The organism is Nonomuraea sp. NPDC048882 (assembly GCF_040649755.1).
Lineage (GTDB): Bacteria > Actinomycetota > Actinomycetes > Streptosporangiales > Streptosporangiaceae > Nonomuraea > Nonomuraea maheshkhaliensis.
Window position 1 is genome coordinate 296,178 of the sequence record NZ_JBEZGB010000011.1, and the last position, 21,478, is coordinate 317,655.

General features: G+C 71.4%; 13 protein-coding genes. 5 read left to right on the plus strand and 8 right to left on the minus strand.

The features are described from left to right. Positions 1-11: 11 nt before the first annotated feature. The 4 genes from AB0C27_RS35320 to AB0C27_RS35335 form a co-directional block, all read right to left on the minus strand. Entirely contained in the window at positions 12-1,199 is a 1,188-nt protein-coding gene (locus tag AB0C27_RS35320) for a tetratricopeptide repeat protein (RefSeq protein ID WP_357853213.1), read from the minus strand. Positions 1,200-1,230: 31 nt separating this feature from the next. After that, positions 1,231-2,658 carry an ATP-binding protein gene (locus AB0C27_RS35325; protein WP_357853216.1) on the minus strand — a complete coding sequence of 476 codons (1,428 nt, stop codon included), beginning with the start codon at positions 2,656-2,658 and terminating at the stop codon, positions 1,231-1,233. A gap of 160 nt (positions 2,659-2,818) precedes the next feature. Then, positions 2,819-4,150: a crotonyl-CoA carboxylase/reductase gene (ccrA, locus tag AB0C27_RS35330; RefSeq protein WP_357853219.1), complete on the minus strand. Its 1,332-nt coding sequence runs from the start codon at positions 4,148-4,150 to the stop codon at positions 2,819-2,821. Continuing rightward, positions 4,147-10,158, minus strand: coding sequence for an SDR family NAD(P)-dependent oxidoreductase (locus AB0C27_RS35335; RefSeq protein ID WP_357853222.1), 6,012 nt, complete (start codon positions 10,156-10,158; stop codon positions 4,147-4,149). Before AB0C27_RS35335 ends, ccrA begins: the two co-directional genes overlap by 4 nt. A gap of 220 nt (positions 10,159-10,378) precedes the next feature. Here AB0C27_RS35335 and AB0C27_RS35340 point away from each other — a divergent pair, with 220 nt between their 5' ends. Next, a complete protein-coding gene (locus tag AB0C27_RS35340) occupies positions 10,379-11,503 on the plus strand; it encodes an alpha/beta hydrolase family protein (RefSeq protein ID WP_357853225.1) in 1,125 nt (374 codons plus the stop codon). Positions 11,504-11,574: 71 nt separating this feature from the next. On the opposite strand, the gene AB0C27_RS35345 is transcribed toward AB0C27_RS35340, so the two are convergent. Together AB0C27_RS35345 and AB0C27_RS35350 are read right to left on the minus strand one after the other, a co-directional pair. Then, positions 11,575-11,913 (minus strand): hypothetical protein, encoded by a 339-nt coding sequence (locus AB0C27_RS35345; RefSeq protein ID WP_357853228.1) that lies wholly within the window; start codon positions 11,911-11,913, stop codon positions 11,575-11,577. A 169-nt stretch (positions 11,914-12,082) separates the two neighbouring features. Beyond that, the gene (locus AB0C27_RS35350; protein ID WP_357853231.1) at positions 12,083-14,206 is read right to left on the minus strand and encodes an alpha-galactosidase; all 2,124 of its coding nucleotides are present in this window, start codon (positions 14,204-14,206) and stop codon (positions 12,083-12,085) included. 167 nt (positions 14,207-14,373) lie between these two features. Between AB0C27_RS35350 and AB0C27_RS35355 the strand changes: the two genes are divergently transcribed. From AB0C27_RS35355 to AB0C27_RS35370, 4 genes are read left to right on the plus strand one after another with little or no spacing between them, the layout of a single operon-like run. Then, positions 14,374-15,525, plus strand: coding sequence for an ROK family transcriptional regulator (locus AB0C27_RS35355; RefSeq protein ID WP_357853234.1), 1,152 nt, complete (start codon positions 14,374-14,376; stop codon positions 15,523-15,525). A 29-nt stretch (positions 15,526-15,554) separates the two neighbouring features. Beyond that, on the plus strand, positions 15,555-16,505 hold the full coding sequence (locus tag AB0C27_RS35360; protein ID WP_357853237.1) for a sugar ABC transporter permease: 951 nt from the start codon (positions 15,555-15,557) through the stop codon (positions 16,503-16,505). Then, positions 16,505-17,383, plus strand: coding sequence for a carbohydrate ABC transporter permease (locus tag AB0C27_RS35365; RefSeq protein ID WP_357853240.1), 879 nt, complete (start codon positions 16,505-16,507; stop codon positions 17,381-17,383). Before AB0C27_RS35360 ends, AB0C27_RS35365 begins: the two co-directional genes overlap by 1 nt. A 37-nt stretch (positions 17,384-17,420) precedes the next feature. Then, positions 17,421-18,770, plus strand: coding sequence for a sugar ABC transporter substrate-binding protein (locus AB0C27_RS35370; protein ID WP_357853243.1), 1,350 nt, complete (start codon positions 17,421-17,423; stop codon positions 18,768-18,770). A 70-nt stretch (positions 18,771-18,840) separates the two neighbouring features. Here AB0C27_RS35370 and AB0C27_RS35375 read toward each other — a convergent pair whose 3' ends face one another. After that, positions 18,841-20,136 (minus strand): hypothetical protein, encoded by a 1,296-nt coding sequence (locus AB0C27_RS35375; protein WP_357853246.1) that lies wholly within the window; start codon positions 20,134-20,136, stop codon positions 18,841-18,843. A 52-nt stretch (positions 20,137-20,188) separates the two neighbouring features. Beyond that, positions 20,189-21,460 (minus strand): glycosyltransferase, encoded by a 1,272-nt coding sequence (locus tag AB0C27_RS35380; protein ID WP_357853249.1) that lies wholly within the window; start codon positions 21,458-21,460, stop codon positions 20,189-20,191. Between the last annotated feature and the right edge of the window lie 18 nt (positions 21,461-21,478).

The window sequence follows — 21,478 nt, forward strand, 5'->3', positions numbered from 1 at the left end:
GTTGTGCGTGGTCAGAGGCTGCCGGCCGGGCGGCCGCGGACGAGGGTGGCGAGCCAGACCGTGGCGAGGGCGGCGTACACGGCGAGCAGGGCCACCACCGGCTGGGTGACGATCACGGCCACGGCGGCGGCCAGGGCGAGCAGGCCCGTCCAGCCGTACAGGATCGTCCGCCCGCGCGGCGAGCCGGTGTGCGCGGCCTCCTGCAGCGGCGTGACCAGGGCCATCACCGTCACGCCCGCCGTGCCGACCGGCTCGGCGCCGAGCCCGATGCCCAGCCCGAGCAGCAGCCCGCCGGTCGCCAGCAGGCCCCAGCACGCCAGCGCCACCCGGGTCTCGGCGCCCTCGAACAGCAGCCTGGTCGCCTTGGCGCGGGCCAGCCGCAACGTGGTCCACGCCTCGGCTATCCAGGCCACCCAGTGCAGCACGGCGACGAGAACGAAGACCACGATGACAGGCGGGACGGCGGGCAGCAGGAAGATCAGCCGCCAGCCGCCGGTGAACCGGCCGCGCAGCCGCGAGAGCACCCGATAAAGCGGGTTGCGCTGCTTCAGCGCCGCCACCAGGTAGTCCCTGGCGGCCCCGAAGCCGGGGTCGAGCCTGAGCACCTCACGGAACGACTCCGCCGCCCGCCGGGGCTCGCCGAACCTGAGCGCCGCGCGTCCCCGCACGAAGTGCGCGGTGGGGTTCTCCGGGTCGAGCTGTACGGCGTGCGCGGCGGCGGCCATCGCCTGACCGCCGTCGCCCAGGTTCGTGCAGGCCAGCGAGAGCAGGCTGACCAGGTCGCGGTCCTCAGGATCGATGGCGAGCCCTTGCCTGGCCGCGCCGGCCATCAGCGCCCACTCGCCCCGCAGCATGTGCACGCGGGCCAGCACCTCCCAGTTCGGGACGTGCTGGGGTTCGAGCCGCAGGGCCTCGCGGACTGCGGTCATCGCCTGCTCGGGCCGCCGGGCGCGGTAGTACACCTGGGCGGCGGCGTACTGGGGGAACCACTGGTCGGGCGCGAGCCGTACCGCCTCCTGGGCCTCCTCGACGGCCTCGCCCTCCTGCCCCTGGAGGATCAGGGCGAGCCCCAGGAGGGCGTGCCCGGAGACGCGCTCGGGCTCCTGGGCGAGCAGGCCGCGCAGCTCGCGCTCGGCGTCGGCGGGGCGGCGCAGCTGGATCAGCGTACGCGCCCGCTCGACCGGATCGGCGGCCTTCACCACGTGCTCCACTCGACCGGGCCGGCGACCGTCACCACTTGCCCTTCACCCAGGGCATCAGCTCGTCCCAGGCGCCCGAGTCGTTGGCGTGCAGCACGTAGTTGCGGGCGGTCGCCATCCACTCGCGCACCGCCGTCGGGCGCAGCGTCTGGGCCGCGGCCAGCAGGTCCTGCGTGGACAGCGGGATCGGCCGGCCCGCGCTGATCGACTGCTGCAGCTTGGCCTCCACCGCCCGGTCCACCAGGCCCTTGAGGTCGGCGCCGACGAAGTGCTCGGTCACCCGCGCCACGGCGTCGAAGTCCATCTCGGCCAGCGGCTTGTCCCGGCACAGGATGCGCAGGATGGCCGCGCGGGCGGCGGCGTCCGGTGGCGGCACGAACACCGGCTGGTCGAGGCGGCCGGGGCGGCGGAAGGCGGCGTCCACGTACCAGGGGACGTTCGTGGCGGCCAGCACCAGGACGCCCTCGTTGGCGCTCTGGTCCACGCCGTCGAGCTCCGACAGGAACTGGTTGACCAGCTGCCTGGTCTGCGCGTGACGCATGTCGGAGCGGCGGCCGGCCAGCGCGTCCACCTCGTCGAAGAACAGCACGCAGGGGCGGTTGCGGCGGGCCAGGTCGAATGTGGCGTGCAGGTTGCGCTCGCTGGAGCCGACGTACATGTCGAGAATGTCCGACAGGCCGACGTTGACGAACGCCGCGCCCAGCTCACCGGCGGCCGCTCTGGCCAGGTGCGTCTTTCCCGCTCCCGGCGGGCCGTAGAGCAGGACGCCGCCGCCGGCGCGCTTGCCGTACGCGGCGTAGAGCTCGGGCTGCTGGAGCGGGAGCAGGAGCTTGATCCGCAGCGCCTCCTTGACCGTCTCCATGCCGGCGACGTCGGCGAACGTCACGCCGGAGCGCTCGACCTCGGCGGTGGCGCTGTTCGCGGGTGCGACATGCGGCGTGGAGGGTCCGGGGCCGCTCGGATATGCGTGCGGAGGGGGCGGCGGCGGGGAGCCGGACGGGGTGGCGGGCATGGGGGGCGGCGCGGCGGCCGGGGGCGGCCACGGGCTGCCGGGGCCGCCCGGGGTCAGGCGGCCGGCCAGGTCGGGATCGGCCAGGGAGGCGTCCCTGTTGATCGCCTCGAAGTACCGGTAGGCGGCCCGGCCCATGTCGCCCTCGCCCATGAGGGCCCTGGCCGCGAGGATGCCCAGCCTGGGCGGGTAGCCGGGCTCGGCCAGCAGGGGTTCGAGCGCGGCCAGCGCGGGTCCGTACGCGCTCTGCCGGACGAACGCCTCGGCCAGGCCGGCGATGATGTCAGGGTTCTTGGGCGCGAGCACGAGCGCGGCGCGGAATTCGGCCTCGGCCTCGGCGAGGTACCCCTTGGCCAGGAGTTGCCCGGCGAGGTGCTGGCGCAGGGGGAGGTTGTCCGGAGAAAGGCGCGCCGCCTCGCGGAGGGCCTGAAGGCCGGCATCGTCCGACACGTGCCGTTCCCTTCTGTCGCGGTTTCGGTCTTGTCGAGTTACGCAAGATACCGAAATATCGCCCTACCTGCCGTTCTTCCGAATCACGACGTGCGGAACAGCGGCAGACCGTGCGAGCCGCTTCGCGACGTACGGAAGAGCGGCGAATGTGCGAGTCGCTTCACGGCGCCGTGCGGAAGAGGCGGAGGCGGTCCTCGCCGATCCGCTCGCGCAGTGCGTGATCCTCCACGCCGAGCCCCTCCCCGGGCGCCAGAGCGAGCACGCCCACCTTCCCCACGTGCCGGTTGAGCTGCACCGCGCGGGCCGCCTCGCCCGTCCGCTCCAGCGGGTAGACGGCCGAGAGCGTGGGATGGATCAGGCCGAGCGAGATCAGCCGGTTGACCTCGTGGCATTCCTGGTAGTTCGCGCCGTGGGAGCCGATGATCCGCTTGAGCTTCATCCACAGGTGCCGGTTGTCGTACGTGTGGTCGTACCCACTGGACGACCCGCACGTCACCACCGAGCCGCCGCGCCTGGCCACGTACACGGAGGCGCCGAACGTCTCCCTGCCCGTGTGCTCGAACACGATCGCCGGATCCTCCCCCACCAGCCGCCGCACCTCCGCGCCCAGCCGCCGCCACCCCTTCTCGTCCGACAGGTCCTCGAACTGCGAGCGGTCGATCACGTACGGGCAGCCCATGCGGCGCAGCAGGTCCGCCTTCTCCCGCGAGCTGACGACGCCGACGGGGATGCCGCCTCCGTTGCGTACGAGCTGCACGCCGTACCCGCCGAGGCCGCCCGTCGCGCCCCACAGCAGCACCACGTCCCCCTGCTTCATCCGCGCGCCGCGCTCGCCGACCAGCATCCGGTACGCGGTCGAGGCGCACAACATGTTGCAGGCCGCCTCCTCCCAGGTCAGGTGGCGCGGCTTCGGGAGCAGCTGGGTCGCCTTGACCACGGCGAAGTCGGCCAGGCCGCCGAAGTTCGTCTCGAAGCCCCAGGCCCGCAGGTCGGCCGCGAGCATGCCGTCCTGCTGGCCGGCCGGGTCCTCGCCGTCCACGTACGCGGGGCTGGTGACCACGCGGTCGCCGGCCCGCCAGCGGCGTACCGCCCGGCCGGTCCTGACGATCACCCCCGCCGCGTCCGAGCCGAGCACGTGGGTCGGCAGGTCGTGCCTCGGATCCGTACGCCCGAAGCGCTCAAGGAACGCGAACGTCGGGACCGGCTCGAACGTCGCCGACCACACGGTGTTGTAGTTGATCGCGCTGGCCATCACCGCGATCAGGACCTCGTCCTCGGCCGGCTCCGGCATGGGCACCTCGCCGACGTGCAGCGTCCTGCGCACGTCCTTGTCCTGGTCGTGCTGGTCGAACGTGCCCACGTCGTCCTTACGCAGGTGCGCGGCCCGGTAGACCGTGGGCAGCTCCAGGCGCTCCAGCTCAGCGCTCTCCGCCCCGGCCACCGCCGCCTGCGCCAGCTCTTGCCCTGTTACCTGTGCTTGTGCTCGCGTCACAGCAGTCCTCCCAGGTGCTTGGCCACGATCTCGACGTGCGGCGGGTCGAGCAGGTTGAGGTGGTGCGACCCGGGGATCTCGACGATCTCCAGGTCGGTCGCGTACGGGCCGAAGCCCCTGGCCGGATCCGCCTCGTGCGCGTACCGGAAGTCACGCACCGCCCAGGGCGCGGGCTCCGTGGACCGATAGAGGACGACCCTGCCGTGGTACGGGGCCGGGCGGTAGCGCTCGATGGCCCTCGTGTCCTGGTGCGAGGCGAGCTGGTGACGCAGGATCGACGGGGGCAGCGCCGCCGGCGCCCCCGACTCGGCCATCCTGGTCCTGACCAGCTCCATGCGCTCCTCCTCCGTCGCCAGGCCCAGCAGCTCGGCCGCTTCGAGGCGGACGTGCACGTTGTAGGTCCGTCGCAGGTAGGCCGCGAAGTCCACGTACCGCCGCGCCTCCGCCTCCCGCCGCACCGCCTCGGGCACCGGCTCGGGCAGCCCCGAATCGATCATGACCACCAGCTCCGCCTCACCGCCGAGCCGGTGCGCGATCTCGAACGCCAGGATCCCGCCGAACGACCATCCACCCAGCCGGTACGGGCCCTGGCAGGTGTCCTTGATCGCTTGGGCGTAGTGGGCGGCGCGCTCGGGGATGCCCATGACGCCGCCGCCGTCCATTCGTTCCAGCCCTTCTGGACCCTCCGGGCGTTCCAGGCGTTCCAGACCCAGGACCGGGGCGGGGAGACGGTCGGCCAGCAACGCGTACACGCCGGTGGTGCCTCCGGCGGGGTGAGCCAGAAAGAGCGGCCGTCCCGTGCGGGCGGGGCCGTTCAGCGGGCGGATCAGCTCGCGGCCCGCCACGGCCTCGTCCATCTCCCGTACGACGTCGGCCAGCGCCTCCACACTCAGCGTGGGCGCGGTGGCGGGCCGCTCGGCCGGCAGAGGGAGCGGCCTGCCGAGCTCCCGACCGAGAGCGTCGAGCACCTGAGGCAGGACACCGGACGTGACGACCTCCGCCAGAGCCGGCTCCCGCCCAAGCAGGCTACCCAGCACCCGCACCACCTGCCGCTCCGCCGCATCCCGCGCCCCACTCCCGACCCCGAACGACACTGGGTGACCGGCTGCCTTTGGTACCGATTCCCGGTCGGTGGTGAGCATGCGGGCCAGCGTTCCGAGGGTGGCGCCCGTGAGCAGCGGGGCGGTGGCGACTGTGACGCCGAAGTCGTGCTCGATGATGCCGCGAAGCCGGGTGGCCGACAGCGAGTCCAGGCCCAGGTCTGTCAGCACCACGTCCGCGCCCAGCCGCCCCGTCTCCACTCCCAGCACCGTCGCCACCCGTTTCCCGAGCGCGTCCAGAACCTCGGCCGGTGTGAGCCCGGCGGGGTCCAGAGCAGGACGCTGGGTGAGGAGCCGAGCGGGGTGCTGGGCCAGGTGCCGAGCAGAGTCATGGGTGAGGTGCCGAGCAGAGTGATGGGCGGGATCGCGGGCTGGGTCTTGGGCGATGAGGGCCGGCCCGCGTGATGCCGAAGAGTGCGAGAACTGCGGGAACTGGGAGAACTGCGAGAAATACGGCATGTGGGTTATGGCGGGGAACAACTCGGTTGCCCGTTCAACATCGATCTTGACCACCCCGGCCGACAACCCCCGCTGGATCAACGCCTCCAGCGCCTCGATGCCCTCCTCCGCCGTCAGCGAGTCCACGGCGGGCAGCGCACCGGCAGCCGTGCCCGCCCACGGCCCCCACGCGATGCTGATCCCCGGCAACCCCTGCGCCCTGCGCAGCTCGCAAAGCCCGTCCAGCCAGGCGTTCGCGGTCGCGTACGCCGCCTGCCCAGGAGACCCGAGCAGCCCGGCCGCCGACGAGAACGCCACCCACCAGTCCAGGTCCAGCGCCGCCGTCGCCTCGTGCAGCCGCAGGGCGCCGTCGACCTTGGCGGCCCATACCCGTTCCAGGCTCTCCGGGTCGAGGTCGGACACCAGGCGGTCGTCCAGGACCCCGGCCGCGTGGATCACCCCGCGCAGCCGTACCCCATTTGCCGTGGCCGCCGCCACCAGCCGCTCCGCCGTCCCCGGCGCGGCCAGGTCGCCCGTCACCACAAGGTGTTCGCAGGACGCCTCGGAACGGCCGTTCAACACGATCCGGGTGGCACCGCGCCCGGCCAGCCACCGAGCGACGAGCCGTCCGAGCCGTCCGGTGCCGCCGGTGATGATGTACGCACCCGGCCCGGCGACGCGCGTCACCCGGCCGGCCGGCAACGGAACACGGCACAACCGAGCCACGTAACGAACCCCACCACGCCATGCCACTTCGTCATCGGCCCGGAGCGCCGGCCCACGCAGGACCGGCTCGGCATCCGACTCAGTACCCAGCTCGACGACCGCACGGCCACGAAGGTCGGCGGCGAGGTCGGTGAGGTCGTCGAAGTCCACGAGTCGGGCGCGGGCTTCAGGGCGTTCCAGGGCGAGCACTCTGATCAGGCCGCGCAGCGCCGCCGGTCCCGGGTCGGGCTGCTCGCCCTCCCGCACCGCCTGCGCCCGTTCGGTCGCGATCACCACCCGGGCTCCCGCGTCGACCAGGGCGGCGACCCGAAGCATGACCCGTCGCACCCCTGCCGGGTCCAGTTCGCGCGACGTCAACACGACCACCGCCCGACCACGCAACCCCTCAGCCCCGCCGAACGCCTGGAGGGGGTCAGCGGACCGACTGAGATCCCCGGACTCGCCGCCGAGCAGCGAGCGGAGCCGGTCCGCCCGTGCGTCCCCCTCATCGGCCGCGACGATCCACCCACCGACCGAGCCGACCTCAGAGCGACCAACCGAACCGACCGGGTTCAGGGGTGCGGGGGTCCAGGTGCGCGTGGTCAGCTTGGTGGCGAGTTTGGTGGGCGCAGGGGATGGGGTTGTGGTCTCGATGCCCGACAAGGTGCCGTTTGCCGCCACATGTGCGATCCTCGCCAACCCGGGCGTCCGCTCCGCCGTACCAGGGGTGTCCTCCGCCGTACCGGGGGTGAGGTGGGCGGTGGCGTGGAGGTGCCAGGAGCCGGCGGCGTTCTTGGTGGAGAGTTCGATCGCGTCGCCCGTCAGCGTGATCGTGACCCGCGCGGGCAGGGGCAGCACGGCGTGCAGGACGACGTCGTGCAGTTCCGCCTCCCCGTACGCCTCCAGGGCGGCGGTGTGGAGCAGGGCCGCCATGGCCTCGACGCGGAGTACGCCGGTGCCGTCCGCGTGGAGGGTCCACACGTGGCCGTCGGGGGTTTCGAGGTGCCGGCGGCGGCCGGGGGTCCAGTGGCGGGTGTGGTGCCAGGGTGGGGGCGGTACGTCCACTACGCGGCCGCGGGTGCGTGGGGTGATGGCGGTGGCGGCATGGGCCACCTGGGTCCGGAAGTCGCCCGTGGTGATCAGCGCGTCCGCCGGGAGGGTGTCGCGGAGCGCGTCGGTCAGCAACGGGCGGGGGCTGAGCTCGGTGAAGAGGGTGTGACCGTCCTCGGCCGCGGCGCGTACGGCCTGCATGAGGCGGACGGGGCGGCGCACCCCGGCGGCCCAGTACGCGGCCTCGAACGTGGGCGTCTCCCTCGGATCGGCGAAGACCACCGAATAGTACGGAAGCACCGGTTTGCCCCCGGCGATGCCCGCCAGCTCCTCCCTGAGCACCGGAAGCAGCGGCTTGACCTGCGGCGAGTGCCCGGCTCCCTCGGCCGTGAGCGTCCTGGCGAACCCGCCCCGCGCCACCACCTCGGCCGCGAACTCCGCCACCCGGTCCCGTTCCCCTGTCACCACGCTCTGGCCGGGCGCGGTGTACACGGCGACGTGCAGGTCGTCCGGCACCTCGGCCGCGCTCACGCCCACGACGGCCATGGCCCCGCCGCCGGCCAGGCCGCCGAGGAGGCGGGCCCGCGTACAGATGACCCTGACCGCGTCCCGCACCGGAAGCCCGCCGGCCACCACGGCCGCCGCCACCTCGCCCATGGAGTGACCGATCACGGCGTCGGGCTCGAACCCGTAGGCCCGCCACAGCCGCGCGAGGGCGATCTGGGCGGCGAAGGTGATCGGCTGGATCGTGGCGACGCCTTGGGGGTTTTGGTCGTATACGTCCACCCCGGCTTCGGCGAGGAGCGGGGCGAGGGTGTCGATCGTGTGGCGGTAGGCGGGCTCGGTGTCGTACAGGTCGAGGGCGGGAGGGCGGGGGTGGTAGCCGCCGAAGACCCACACCGGTCCCTTGGCCCTCGCTGTCGGGACGGGGTGCACGTCACGCAGCCGTTCGGCCAGTTCTGCCGTGTTCGCGGCCACCACGGCCGCGCGGAATCGGCCCGGGTCCGCCCGCCTGGCCAGGGTGTGGGCGACGTCCCCGAGGGGGGCTGAGGGCCGCCAGGTGGCGAGGGTGCGGGCGTGCTCGCGGACCCTGTCCTCGGTGGGGCCGGTGAGCAGGAAGACATGTGAAGCGGCGGCTGTCTCGGTGGCGGTCGTCCCGGTGTCCGGAGTCTCGGTGGTGGAAGTCTCGGTTTCCGGCTCCCTTTCGACGTACGCGTGTACGACCACGTGGGCGTTCGTACCGCCGAAGCCGAACGCCGACACCCCCGCCCGGGCGTCCCGTCTGGGCCAGGGGGTGGGCTCGGTGACCACCCGGAGCGTGTCCCAGGGGATGTGCGGGTTGGGGCGGTGGAAGTGCAGGCTGGGCGGGATCAGGCCGTGGTGCAGGGCGAGGACGGTCTTGATGAGGCCGGCGATCCCGGCGGCGGCCTCCAGGTGGCCGAGGTTCGTCTTCGCCGAGCCGAGCAGCACCGGCGTCCGGACGGCGGCGGCGATGGCGCGGGCCTCGATCGGGTCCCCGAGGTACGTGCCGGTGCCGTGGGCCTCGATGTAGTCGGGGCCGCGGTCCGCGTACACCTGCCGTAACAGCGTCTCCTGCGCCTCGGGGTTGGGGGCGACCAGGCCGTTGGAGCGGCCGTCCTGGTTGACGGCGGTGGCCCCGACGAGGGCCAGCACGCGGTCTCCATCCCGTACGGCGTCCGCCAGCCGTTTGAGCACCACCACCCCGCACCCCTCGGCCCTGACCATCCCGTCCGCCGAGGCGTCGAACGCCTTGCACCGGCCGTCCGGAGCGGTGCCGCCGCCCCGGTCGAAGGCGACGGTGATCACGGGGGACAGCAGCAGGTTCACGCCTGACGCGAGCGCCAGGTCGCATTCGCCCGAGCGCAGTCCGGACACGGCCAGGTGGGTCGCGACGAGGGAGGAGGAGCAGGCGGTGTCCACGGCCAGGGAGGGCCCGCGCAGGTCGAGGAGGTAGGACAGACGGTTGGGGGCGATGCCGGGTGAGGCTCCCGTGGCCGTCCAGGCGTCCACGGAGGCCAGGTCGGAGGCGGTCAGGTGTGCGTACTCGTTGCCGGAGATCCCGGTGAACACCCCGGTGCGCGTGCCGGCCAGCGATCCGGGGGCGATGCCCGCGTGCTGGAGGGCCTCCCAGGCGGTCTCCAGGAGCAGCCGCTGCTGCGGGTCCATGGCCGCCGCCTCACCCGGTGCGATGCCGAAGAACTCGGCGTCGAACCCGGCCACGTCGTCGAGAAACCCGCCGTGCCTGGTGACGCCGTCCAGAGCCGCCCCGGTACGGGCCGTACCGTCGTCGAACGCCTCCCATCGCCCGTCCGGCACCTCACCGACCGCGTCCAGCCCGCCGATCAGCAGTTCCCAGTACGCGGCCGGCCCGTGCGCACCGGGAAAGCGACAGCCAACCCCAATCACGGCAACCGGCTCGGCGGGAGTGGTGGAGGCCGGTACGGCGACAGCGGCAGTGCCGGGGGTGGGAGGGTTGGTGGCGGTGAGGGCGGGGATCAAGCGGTTGATCGTCGGGTGGTCCCACAGGAGGGTCGGGCTCAGGTCCCGGCCCACCAGCTCACCCAACTCCCCCGCCACCGCCACCGCCTCGCGCGACGACAGCCCGTACTCGCCCAGCGGCCGATCGGGATCCACGTGCTCGCCGAGCCGCGACACGAGGAAGCGGCGGAGCTCGCCCTCGCCGGGTACGTCCATGGACCACTCCCATGCCTCAGGGGGGATCGGCCAAGATACCCACCTGTCCGGGGCGAGGGTCAGGTCCGCGCGGAACAATCCTCGGTCGTGATTTATCACGCGAGTGATGATTTATCCGGTACGGCGTAACGAGGGCGGTAATTTCGTTACCAGGGGTCATAGAACGCTCGCCGCCCACCGCCTAGCCTCGCCTGCACCCACCGGTGAAGGGGCTCCGACCATGCGCGGCATGCTGGCTCTGGCGACGACGACGCTGCTCCTCCTCGCATCCGGAACCGCCCCGGCCCACGCCGCACCCGCTCTCACCCCGGCCCACGCCGGCCCCGCCCTCACCGCGGCACACGCCGGAACCGCACACGCCGACCCCGACTGGTCGCTCGTTCCCGACCACCCCGCAGACCCGCGACCCACCGCGAAACCGACAAAGGCCGCAGGCCCCCTCCCCTGGCAGCCGGCACTCCCAGGCCCCGCCCGCGTCGTCCGCGAGCGCCGTCTCGACCCCCGCACCCTGGACGTCCTCATCTCCTCCCGAGCGGTCGGCCGCATGCTCCCCGTCCGCCTCCTCCTGCCCCGCGGCTGGTCGAGGAGCGCGAAACGGACGTGGCCCGTCCTCTACCTGCTGCACGGCGGAGCCGACGACTACACCTCATGGACGCGAATGACCGACGTCGCCAAGCTCACGGCCACCCTGGACGCCATCGTCGTCATGCCGGAGGCGGGCCGGGCCGGCAACTACAGCAACTGGCACAACGGCGGCAGAGGCGGCGCGCCGGCGTGGGAGACGTTCCACACCGACGAGGTGCGCCGGCTGCTGGAGCTCGGCTACCGGGCCGGGACCCGCCGCGCCGTCGCGGGTCTGTCGATGGGCGCGTACGGAGCCGTCAAGTACGCCGCCCGCCACCCCGGCATGTTCCGCTTCGCCGGCGCCTACAGCGGCATCCTGGCCACCCGCCTGCCAGGCATTCCCGCACTCATCATGAACGCCCAGGCCAGCGAGAAGCAGGACCCGCTGGCGCTGTGGGGCGACCCGAGGCGCGACAAGCGGGTCTGGGCCGCGAACGACCCCATGGCCCTGGCCGGCAACCTGAGAGGCGTGCGCCTCTACCTGTCCAGCGGCACCAACAGCTTCAACGGCCCGCTGGACAAGCCGGGCTCACCCTGGCATCCGGCGCACCTGGGCGAGCCGGTGTCGGCGTACACGGGCAGGGCTCTGAGCGAGCGGCTCAAGCGGCTCGGCATCCCGCACACCCTGCACCTGTACGGCAACGGCACGCACACCTGGCCGTACTGGATCAGGGAGTTCAAGACCTCGTACCCGATGATCCGCACGGCGCTCGGCGCATGAGCGGACGGGCCGGCGCCGCACAGCGACCCCGGCCCGCGTCATTCCGTTCGGCAAAGCGAAGAAGACGTCTCCTACGGGACGTCGAACGTCTTGCGGTTGTTCGCCCCGATGACCTCGATCCCCTTGGTGCCGAGGATGCCGTCGAGCGGCAGCGACACCGTGTAGGGAGCCGTGGCGGGCAGGCCGATGCCCGACAGCGAGCCGACGACCTCGATCCCCCAGTACTCCGGCTGCTTGATGTAGATCAGCGGAGAGAGCGAGACCTTCATGTTGAGGTAGGGCTTGGTGCCGCTGACGATCAGGATGAACGTCCTGGGCACGATGCCCGGCACGACCCTCGCCTCCTCGAAGTCGACCAGCCGCACGGACGCCGCCTGCGGGTTCTCGATGAAGCTCTCGGACTCGGTCATGGTGGATCCCCCTTCGTGAGATGGACATGTACCCCCGAAGGTCACGGCCGGCAGCTCCCCGCTCCCGTCCGTGGCCTCGCGGGTTCGAAACTCTCACGCACCGTGGGGGCGGGCAACGACCACTCCGGACGGTTACGGGACCCTGACCGTAAGGCCAGGCCAGGGTGGGTTACACCCTCCTGAACACCACCAGTTCGCTGCGATAGTCAGGTCCGATCGGCTCCCACGCGGCGGGCCTGATGCCGGAGGCCATGAGGGTGGAGCCGTACCAGCGGGAGCCGTCCCGCTCCAGCTCGTACTGGGCGTCCGGGTCGAGCCCGGTCAGCCGCAGCCGGCGCGGGCCGCGCTTGGCGTTGCCGAGCGGGTTGTAGACGAGCACCGCGACCTGGTCGTCGTGCACGTACTGGACGGCCGAGCGCTCCGCTCCCGGCGTGCCGGCCAGGCGGTACTGCCGGCCGTGCTGCACGGTCGCGCGCACGTGCTTGTACTGGGCGATCAGCTCGGCGGCCGCCTCCAGCTCGCCGGAGGTCCACTCGTCCAGGTTGCCGCCGATGCCGAGCACGCCCGCCATGGCCACGTGGAAGCGGTAGCGCAGCGGCATCGAGCGCCGGGTGGTCGGGTTGGGCGTGTCGGTGACCCAGGCGGACATGGCGCTGGCCGGGTAGAGCTGGGAGAAGCCGTGCTGGATGTTCTGCCGGTCGCGGGCGTCGGTGTTGTCGGACGGCCACACCTCGTCGGTGTAGCGCAGGATCCCGAGGTCGACCCGGCCGCCGCCACCCGAGCAGGACTCGATCCGCAGGCCGGGGTGGCGTTCGCGCAACCGGGCCATGACCTCGTAGACGCCGCGCGTGTGCTCGATCCAGATCCGGTCCTGCGACTGCTCCTTCTCCGGCCAGCCCGCCTGGGTGAACGGGCGGTTCATGTCCCACTTGAGGTAGTCGAGATCGAGTTCGGTGACGAGCCCGTCGAGCCAGCCGACCGCCCACTCGCGTACGTCCTCGCGGGCGAAGTTGAGCACGAGCTGCTGGCGCTTCTCGTCCCGGCGGCGGTGCTCCAGGTGCAGGGCCCAGTCGGGGTGGGCGCGGTAGAGCTCGCTCTCCTTGCTGAGCCCCTCGGGCTCGACCCACAGCCCGGTGCTCATGCCCAGGTCGCGGATGCCGTCGAACATGGAGCGCAGCCCCTCGGGGAAGCGCTCGCGGTGCGGGAACCAGTCCCCCAGCGAGGTGGTGTCGTCGTCGCGCCGGCCGAACCAGCCGTCGTCCATCACGAACAGCTCGACGCCGATCGAGGCGGCCGTCTTGGCCAGCGCGAGCTGGTGCGCCTCGGTGACGGCGAACGTGGTCGCCTCCCACGAGTTGTAGAGCACCGGCCGTTCCTCGGCGGGGGTGGGCAGCACGTGCCGGCGGGCGTACTCGTGCCAGGCCCTGCTGGCCGCGCCGAATCCGCCGTCGCTGTAGAGGCCCAGGACGGGCGGCGTGACCAGCTCCTCGCCCGGCGCGAGCGTCCAGCGCACGCCGTCGTGGCCGAAGCCGCCCGTGACGCTCACCCCGCCCTCGGGGCGGTGCGTGGTGGTCAGCCGCCAGCTTCCGCTCCAGGCCAGGGCCAGGCCCCAGACCTCGCCGTGCTCCTCGGTCGTCTCGCCCGCGTCGATCATGATCCACGGGTTCGCGATGTGGCTGGTGATGCCCTGGCGGCTGGTGAAGACCAGCTCGCCGACCGGCAGCGGGCCGCGCTGGAGCTGCGACTCCTCGGCCCACGCGCCGAAGACGCCGCTGTAACGGTAGGCGTCGGCGTCCGGGATGAACCAGTTGCCCGAGTCGAGCCGGGTGACGGCGGCGTCGGTGCCGGTCCGCACGGTGGTCCAGCGTTCGATGACGTCGGTGTCGCTGCGCACCCGTACGGACAGCACGACCTCGAACGGATGGTGGGCGTCGGCCAGCACCAGGTCCAGCCGCTCGGCCCCGTCGCCCTCGTCGCGCACCTCGGACCCGACGAAGCGCAGCTCCACCGAGCGCACGTGACCGAAGGCGACCTGGAGGGACGGCGCCCCCCAGCGCTTGCCACCGTCCACCGGCAGCAGTTCCTCGACCTCCGACGGCGTGGAGAAGCTGGAGACGTGCCGCCGCGGCAGGTCGGTCACCTGGCGGGCGGCCTCAGGTCCGAGCCGCGGCCCCCAATAGGTCTGCCGCGGCGCGGCCTCACCGGTTTCCGGGTCGATCACCACGCCTATGACGTACGTGGAGCCGGGCGTGGTGAGCGCCCAGTGTTGGTCGTCGAGCGGGATTACAGGCATCGGCGTCCCCCGGGACTGCTGGATCGATCAGGCCGCTGGAGACTAACTCGCATTAGTGCACGAGGTCAATGAAAGCCTGGAGGAGTCGCCGGTCCATACCTCTTGTTAGTGATCTGTGCCACCCATTTACTTGACAGCATGAACATATAAGCCCAACCATGGGGCCCGTGTTCTCACACACCGAGACCGAGTCTGTGCGGCTCACCGACGCCATGCGATCGGTGTTCGTCGAGCTGCTCGTGCACGGCCCCCTGTCGAGGGCGGAGGCGGCACGGCGGCTCGCCCTGTCGCCGTCCGCGCTCACCAAGCTGACCAAGCCGTTACTCGAGGCGGGCTACCTGCTGGAGGCGACCGGCGAAGGTCCGGCGACCGTCGGGCGGCCCTCCCAGCCGCTGCAGGTGGACGCCTCGCGCATGTCGTTCGTCGGCGTCAAGCTGACCTCCGACGAGTTGTTCGCCGTACGCACCGATCTGGCCGCCACCGTCCAGGCGGAGACGTCGAGGCCGCTCGCGGACCATGAGAGCGACCACGTGCTCGGCCAGATCGTCGAGGTGGTCGAGGAGCTGGCCGAGCCCGGCCGGCCCCTGTCGGCCGTCGGGATAAGCCTGGCCGGTATCGCCGCCCCCAGCGACCCCGTCGTGCACACCTCCCCCTTCCTCGGCTGGAGCAAGCTACCGCTGGCCACGCTGGTGGAGGAGGCCGTGTCCGTGCCCACGGTGCTCGACAACGATGTCAGGGCGCTGACGGCCGTGCAGCAGTGGTTCGGCGAGGGCGTGGGCCACTCGTCGTTCGCGCTGGTCACGGTCGGCGCCGGGATCGGCTGCGGGCTCGTGGTCGGCGACCGGCTGGTCACCGGGCAGTCCGGCGCCACCGGGCTGGTCGGCCACCTCCAGATCGACGACCGCGGGCCCATGTGCGAGCGCGGCCACCGGGGCTGCGCCCGCGCGTACGCCACCTCCCACTCCATCCGCCGCTCGATCGCCACCACCCTCGACCGGCCCGAGCTCACCTTCGACGACTGCCTGAGCCTGGCCGCCGACGGCCACCCCGTCGCACGCCGCGTGCTCGACGAGGCCGGGGCCGCCCTGGGCCAGGTCGTCGCCACCGTCGCCAACCTCACGGGCCCCGAGCTGGTCGTCCTGTCCGGCGAATCCGTCCACATGTACGACGTCTGCGCCGGCGCGTTCCACTCCGCGCTGGCCCAGCACACCCACTGGACGGCCACCCCCGTACGGGTGGCCGTCAAGCCCTTCGCCTTCAACGAATGGGCCAGGGGAGCGGCCGTCACCGCTCTCCAGCATCTGCTGCTGCACCGCTGATCTACCGCCGGCGGGCACCTGGAGGTCTGATGACCAGTGATACCGTCCGCGCCGCCCCCCGCACCACGCCCGGGACAGTGCTCCACCCTCCGCCTTCCTCATTCCGACAACGCCTGGGCGATCTGCCCGTCGCGCTCATGTTCGTCCTGCCCGCGACCATCGGTTTCGCCCTGTTCTACCTCTGGCCCGCGCTCCGCGGCGCGTACCTGAGCCTGACCAAGTTCAACGTCCTCACCCCGCCGACCTTCATCGGGCTGGACAACTACGAGCGGCTCTTCGGCGACCGCCTGTTCTGGAACGCGCTGAAGGTCACCGCCGAGTACGTGGTGCTCAACATCGCCGGCCAGACCGTGGCCGCGATGGTGCTGGCCGTGCTGATGTACCGGCTGACCAAGTCGATGATCGTCCGCGGGGTCGTGCTGCTGCCGTACCTGGTCGCCAACGTGGTCGTCGCCCTCGTCTGGTACTGGATGCTCGACTTCCAGATCGGCGTGGTCAACAACGTGATCGAGTGGTTCGGGCTCGACCGGGTGGCCTTCTTCGGCTCCGACTGGGCGATCCCGACCATCGCCGGGATCAACACCTGGCGGCACACCGGCTACACGGCGCTGCTCATCTTCGCCGGCCTGCAGACGATCCCGCCCAGCGTGTACGAGGCCGCCGCCATCGACGGGGCCTCGGAGTGGAAGACGTTCTGGCGGGTCACGCTGCCGCTGCTGCGCCCGGTCATGGCGCTGGTCATGGTGCTCAGCGTCATCGGCTCGTTCCAGGTCTTCGACACCATCGCCGTCACCACGGCGGGCGGGCCGATCAACGCCACCCGCGTCATCTACTTCTACATCTACGACATGGCGTTCACCCGGTTCAACTTCGGTTACGCCGCCGCTCTGTCGTCCGTGCTGTTCGTGCTGCTCGCCGGGATCGCCTATCTCCAGATGCGTCTGTCGCGGGCGGGCGAGTCGGATCTGAGGGGGTCGTGATGGGCTCGATCCGCTGGGGGCGAGTGGCCGGTTGGGCCGTGCTCGTCGTGACCATGCTGGTGACGCTGTTCCCGTTCTACTGGATGTTGCGTACGTCCTTCTCCAACACCCGCGCGCTGGCCGGCGGCGCCTCCGACCTGCTGCCCGTGGACTTCACGCTCGGCGCCTACCGCCGGGTGCTGGGCCTGTCGAGCACGGCCGAGGCCATCGCCGAGGGCGGGTCGAGCGGCACGGTCAACTTCTGGCTCTACCTGCGCAACTCGCTCGTCGTCTCCACCCTGACCACGTTCGGCCAGGTCTTCTTCAGCTCGATGGCCGCCTACGCCTTCGCCCGGCTGCGCTGGCCCGGCAGGAACGTCCTGTTCTCCGTCTTCGTCACCGCGCTCATGGTGCCGCCGATCTTCACCACGCTGCCCAACTTCATCCTGATCAAAGAGCTGGGGCTGCTCAACACCTATCTCGGCATCGTCCTGCCGCACCTGCTCATGACGCCGTTCGCGGTGTTCTTCCTGCGCCAGTTCTTCCTCGGGATCAACGCCAGCGTCGAGGAGGCCGCCCGCATCGACGGGGCCGGGCACGTGCGCACGTTCTTCCGCATCGTGCTGCCCATGAGCCAGGGGCCCATCGCCACGCTGGCCATCCTCACCTACATCACCAGCTGGAACGACTACTTCTGGCCGCTGCTGGTGGGCAAGGCGGACAACGTCCGGGTGCTCACCGTCGCGCTGGGCATCTTCCGCTCCCAGACGCCGCAGGGCAGCCCCGACTGGGCCGGGCTCATGGCCGCCACCCTCTTCGCCGCGCTGCCGATCATGGTGATGTTCGCCCTGCTCGGCCGCCGGGTCATCGACTCCATCGGCTACACCGGCGTCAAGTGAGCGCCGTCCCCCCACTCCACGGAAGGTTGTTGTTGTGATGAAGCGTTCTCTCGCCGTCGCCGGAGCGGCGGTGCTGCTGCTGGCCGGCTGCGGCACCTCGGGATCGTCGGAGCCGGAGGCCGCCGGCGGCGACTCCGCAACGATCGACTACTGGCTCTGGGACACCGCCCAGCAGCCCCAGTACCAGGCCTGCGCCGACGCCTTCCACAAGGCCAACCCGCAGTACAACGTCAAGATCACCCAGTACGGCTGGGACGACTACTGGAGCACGCTGACCACCGCGTTCGTCTCCGGCACCGCCCCCGACGTCTTCACCGGCCACCTGTCGCGCTACCCGGAGTTCGCCGCCCAGGGCCAGCTCATGCCCATCGACGACTTCGTCGCCAAGGACAAGGTGGACCTGTCGATCTACCAGGACGGCCTGGCCGACCTGTGGGTCACCAAGGAGGGCAAGCGCTACGGGCTGCCGAAGGACTTCGACACCGTGGCCGTCATCTACAACACGAAAATGCTCAAGGACGCCGGCATCAAGCCGGAGGAGATGTCCAAGCTCTCCTGGAACCCGCAGGACGGCGGCACGTACGAGAAGGTCATCGCCCGCCTCACCGTGGACAAGAACGGCAAGCGCGGCGACGAGCCCGGCTTCGACAAGACGAAGGTCGCCACCTACGGCATCGGCTCGAACGGCAGCGGCGGCGGCTTCGGGCAGACCGAGTGGAGCATGTACACGATGAGCAACGGCTGGCAGTACGGGGACCAGAACCCGTGGCCGACCAAGTTCAACTACGCCGACCCGAAGTTCAAGGAGACCATCAAGTGGTTCACCGGGCTCATCGAGAAGGGCTACATGCCGAGCCTGGACATCGTGAACTCGGGCGTCGGGATGATCGACTCGTACGGGGCCGGCAAGTACGCCATGGTCACCGAGGGCAGCTGGAACACCAAAACCTTCTTCTCCCTCAAGGACGTCAAGTCGGGCATCGCGCCCACGCCGATCGGGCCGACGGGTAAGCGGGCCAGCCTGTTCAACGGCCTGGCCGACAACATCACGGCGAGCACCGACAACCCGGAGGCGTCCTGGGCGTGGGTGAAGTTCCTCGCCTCGCCCGCCTGCCAGGAGGAGATCGTGGCCAAGCAGGCCACCGTCTTCCCGGCCATCAAGACCGCGACCGCCAAGGCGGAGCAGGCCTTCGCCGACGCCGGCATCGACGTCAAGGCGTTCACCGTGCACGTGGACGAGGGAACCACCCACCTGGCGCCGATCGCCGAGCACTGGGCCGACATCACCGCCACCATGACCGAGACCATGGAGGCGATCTTCTCCTTCAAGAGCGACGTCAACGCTCTCGACCTGGCCAACGAAACCGTCAACGGCCTGTTCGGCTGACCTTCGTCCCATGCGAAAGGGGCCGGGCGCCGCTCTTCGAGCGGTTCCCGGCCCCTTGCCGTAGGTCGGATCAGGCGGCGTGCAGGTACACCTGGCCGAAGACCTCCGAGAGGTTCTTCAGGTCGGTGGCCAGGTCCACCTCGGGGTTGGCCGGGTCGTAGACGGTGGCCAGGCGGGCGCGGATCGAGCCGAGCTTCTTGAGCTGGTCCCAGGTGGGGGTGGCGGCCCACTTCTCGCCGTACACCCGGTTGACCTGGCCCTGGTCGTTCTGCCAGCGGCTCCACAGGGTGACCGTCTCGGCCGCGTCGTCCTGCAGCGGGGCGGCGATCCGCTCGGTGATGGTCTTGGTCGCCTGCTCCTCGGTGAGCTGCCCGGCGGTGAAGGCGGCGTCCTCGGCGGCGATCTGAGCGTAGGCGTCCCAGGCGCGGGCCCGGACCTGGATCCACTGGTTGCGCTGGGCCTCGGCGGCGTCGATCTTCCAGGTGGCGTACTCGGTGGCCAGGTGGCCGTTGTCCAGGGCGAGCTGGTCGATGGAGCCCTTGCTCAGCCAGGCGCCGATGCGCTCGGGGTCGAGCAGCGGGTACTTCTTGGTCAGCTCGGCCTTGCAGGCGTCGTTCGAGCCGCAGCCGAGCACCGGCACCACCGTGTGCGCGCTCAGCTTCTTGCCCGGCAGCAGCGTGCGCAGCGCGGCCGTGGCCTCGGCGACGAACGTGTCCAGCTCGTCGGCGGTGGCGAACGTCTGGTTGTAGCCGAGCTGGGAGGTGAACCTGACCCCCACGACGCCCGGCTGCGCGACGGCCAGCGCGGCGACCTTCCTGGCGGCCTCGTCGAGCTTGCCGGCCTTGTAGTCGTCGGCCAGCTCGGTCTCGATCCAGATCCGCATGCCCGCCGGCGCGACCGTCTTCGCGGTCTTCGCGGCCTTGCCGGCCGGCGTCTCCAGAGCCGACTCCCTCTCGGCGGCGCTGAGGCCGTTGGGGTCGACGAAGCACTGCTCGCCGTTCTGGCACTCGGGCGTGCCACCGTCCTCGGCGCCGGGCACGTCGGGGTCGCCGACCTCGTGGGCCTCGCCGTCGCCCTCCATACCCTCGGTCGGGCACTCGTTGCCCGGAGCGCTGCAGTCGATCGTGATCGGGTCCTGCGGGCCGGCGCCCTTCAGGTTCTCACCGTCGTTGTCGAGCCAGAAGTGGGCGATCTCCAGGGCCTCTTCAGGAGTGGCCATCCAGGTGCAGACGACGTAGGCCGGGGTGTCGGCCGCCATGAGGTCGTTGCAGCTCCTGTCGTCGTCCTCCGACCACGCGGGAACGCCGATGCCGAGGAGCGAGAGGGTGAGTCCGATGATGAAGACCTGCCGTAGCCGCCGTCTCATGGCACCTTACTTCCAGGGGGTGATCGTGGGCATATGCACACTATCCGCACGATCAACAACGTTCAATGAGATCCACCGCATTCTTCACGCCGTCCTCGACGCGGAGTAGCCGCCCCAGTTGCGCTGCTTTTTCTTGATATTTCGGTACTGAACGCAGCCGCGCGGCCAGAACGTCGCTGCTCAGCGCCCTGATCGGCAACGGCGGCGGCCCTGCGTCCAGCGCCGCCACCCGGCGGCCCCAGAACGGCTGGTCGGAGAAATAGGAACACACGACATTCGGAATCCCCGCCGTCAGCGCCGTTCCCGTGGTTCCCGCGCCGCCATGATGAACAACTGCCGCCATTTCGGCGAACAACAGATCGTGCGCCACCTCGCCCACCACCCGTACGTCGTCGTCCGGCGGCACGGGCAGCCCCTGCACGACGCCGCGCACCCGCGCCCGGCGCAGGGCGGCGACCACCTCGGCGGCCACCCGTTCGGGCTCGGACGGCACCATGCTGCCGAACCCGACGAACACGGGCCGCGGCCCCGCCGCCAGGAAGTCCCTGAGCCCGCTGAGATCTTCCGCATGCTCTGGACGGGCGGCGCTCCGGCCGGAGGGGAGGCGCCAGTAGCCGGTCACGTGCACGTGCGCCGGCCAGTCCGCGGGCCTGGGCACCACCAGCGGGCTGAACCCGCACAACACCGGCACCCGCGCCCGCCGATCGGCCGCGAACGGGCTCCCGCGCAGCGGCCCCAGCCCCAGCACCCGGGACCGCAGCCGGTTCACCATGCGTGCCAGCACCAGCCAGCCGAGCCGCTCGACCAGGGCGTAGCTGGCCCGGTTCGCCGGTGGGCCCAGGGTCGTCATGGGGATCAGCGGGTTGGGGAAGGCGCGGGTCGGCTCGCCGGGCTGGAAGTGCAGGAGCCGGTACGGGGTGCCGTAGCGGTCGTACAGGTGCCGGCCGAGTGCGCCCAGGGCGGGGGCGAGCACCAGGTCCGCGCCGGCGCAGGCGGCGTCCACCTCGCCGACCAGCGTGGCGGCCAGGGGCTCCACCACGGTCCTGAACCCGCGGACGAACCCCAGCGGCCCGCTCGCCAGCCAGCGCTGCCCCTCCTCGCTCCCGGCCACGGCGAGGGGGTCCACGCTCAGCGGCGCGAACGTCACCCCCGGCCCGGCCAGCGCCGCGTACCGCCGGGCGGCCACCAGCGTGACGCCGTACCCACGCCCGGCCAGCCCCTCGGCCAGCGCCGCACAGGGCTGCACGTCCCCCCTCGACCCGATCCCGAGCACCGTCACCTGTCCCCCGCCACGCCCGGCCCACCTCACCCTGGTCCCGCCCATTCCTCGCCAGCCCCCCGG